This window comes from Amaricoccus solimangrovi (assembly GCF_006385685.1).
Taxonomy (GTDB): domain Bacteria; phylum Pseudomonadota; class Alphaproteobacteria; order Rhodobacterales; family Rhodobacteraceae; genus Amaricoccus; species Amaricoccus solimangrovi.
Genome location: NZ_VFRP01000097.1, coordinates 1 through 1,471 on the forward strand (window position 1 = coordinate 1; position 1,471 = coordinate 1,471).

Below are 1,471 nucleotides of genomic sequence, written 5' to 3' on the forward strand. Positions count from 1 at the left end.
CTAACTTCTATATAACTTCTCTTAAGCAGCTTCTTTTTTAAGTTTAGAGAGCTTTCGCTCCAGGTAAACAATCTTTGCCTGCTTGTACTTCTGCTGGTATGAAGTCAGTTCCACAGGTTTAAACTCTTGCTGACAAGATACCATTTTGTAATAGATGGTGGCAATCTTGTTAGCTGTTGCAACTATGGCATATCGGTTCCCGCCTCTGGCTTTCATGCGGCGGAAGTAGTCGCCGAGCCAGTTGTCGCTCCGCTGCACGGCATTGGCGGCGTTGCGGAATGCCTGACTGGCAGGATTAGGCTTCTTTTTCATCACGGTGCTGCTGATAAGCTTCCCGCCTGACACCTTGTTGTTGGGGCAAAGGTTCAGCCACGAGACAAAGTGCTTAGCCGTCTCCCACTTTCCCATGTCCGTGCCTGTCTCCGAGAGAATCTCCTCGGTAACGCTGCAGCTGCCGCTCAATGGCGGCATCACAGCAGGCGATGCGCCCGGTGTAGTACTGGTAGCTCGTGTAGCAGTCCTCCAGCAGGTAGAGCTGCTCTTCTCGCCAGTTGCCCTGCAGGGACTTGAGGAGAATGTCCCTGTCGGCCCTGATGTTGCTCTCAATACAGGCCAGGAAGCACTCCGGTGTCCGCTCCCCCCACAGTATGGTTTCTATGATGCGCGTGCCCGTCTTGCCGGTGATGTCCCGGATGAGGGTGTGCAGCTTGACGTTCATCACCTCCAAGGCCTTTTGCATCCTCAGCACGCACCTGCCCCTATCCTGCATCAGTGTCCTGCGGTGGCGCACCAGCGTGCGCAGGGCCTCCTGCTCGTCATCAGGCAGGTAGCTGCTCTTGAGCAGCCCGCAGCTGTGCAGCTTCTGTATCCAGCGCGCGTCATCCTCATCGTTTTTCCTGCCGCTCACGTTCTTTACCTGCCTAGCGTTCACCAGGTACACCTCGAAGCCCCGCTGGATGAGCAGGCTGAACAGGGGCTTCCAATACACCCCTGTGCTCTCCATGGCCACCGTGTCCACCCTACACTCATGCAGCCAGTTGGCGATGGCCTCCAAATCGCAGGTCATCGCCCCAAAGGACCTGACCGGTGTCTCGTCCCTTCCCTCGGGCACGGCGACGGCATGAATAGTGTCTCCTACGTCAATGCCTGCCGCATTCGGGTTGACCAGCGGCATGTTGACTGTGCTTCCTTTAACTGAGGCTCGCTTTTTCATACGCTTTGTTCTTTGGGTTAAGCACAAAAGCCCTGCCTGCTGCCCAGCCAGTTCACTCTTCTATGCGGGCTCCCACGCCCATTCTGAAACCAGAAGGGGCAGCAGAACCATACTAGCGGTTGAGTTTCACTACCCAATGTTAGGAAAGGTTTTGCTGCAAAAGCTCTTGTCTTTATAGAAACTGTTCCCCTAGAAATTCGGCTATGCATGCACATAGTTATTATGCACCAAACATTGGGTATCCAATATCGATACTAG

At 54.3% G+C, this 1,471-nt stretch carries 2 protein-coding genes; both read right to left on the reverse strand.

The window, feature by feature from the left end:
- Positions 1-21: 21 nt before the first annotated feature.
- Complete coding sequence (locus tag FJM51_RS26490; RefSeq protein ID WP_181163832.1) at positions 22-408, reverse strand: transposase; 387 nt, start codon at positions 406-408, stop codon at positions 22-24.
- Entirely contained in the window at positions 386-1,174 is a 789-nt protein-coding gene (locus FJM51_RS26495; protein WP_181164740.1) for an IS110 family RNA-guided transposase, read from the reverse strand. Before FJM51_RS26495 ends, FJM51_RS26490 begins: the two co-directional genes overlap by 23 nt.
- Positions 1,175-1,471 lie beyond the last annotated feature (297 nt).

What these genes read in the sequence shown, in the direction of transcription:
- FJM51_RS26490 (WP_181163832.1), bottom strand. Translation starts at nt 408, where the DNA reads ATGGGAAAGTGGGAGACGGCTAAGCACTTTGTCTCGTGGCTGAACCTT.
- FJM51_RS26495 (WP_181164740.1), bottom strand. Translation starts at nt 1,174, where the DNA reads ATGCCGCTGGTCAACCCGAATGCGGCAGGCATTGACGTAGGAGACACT.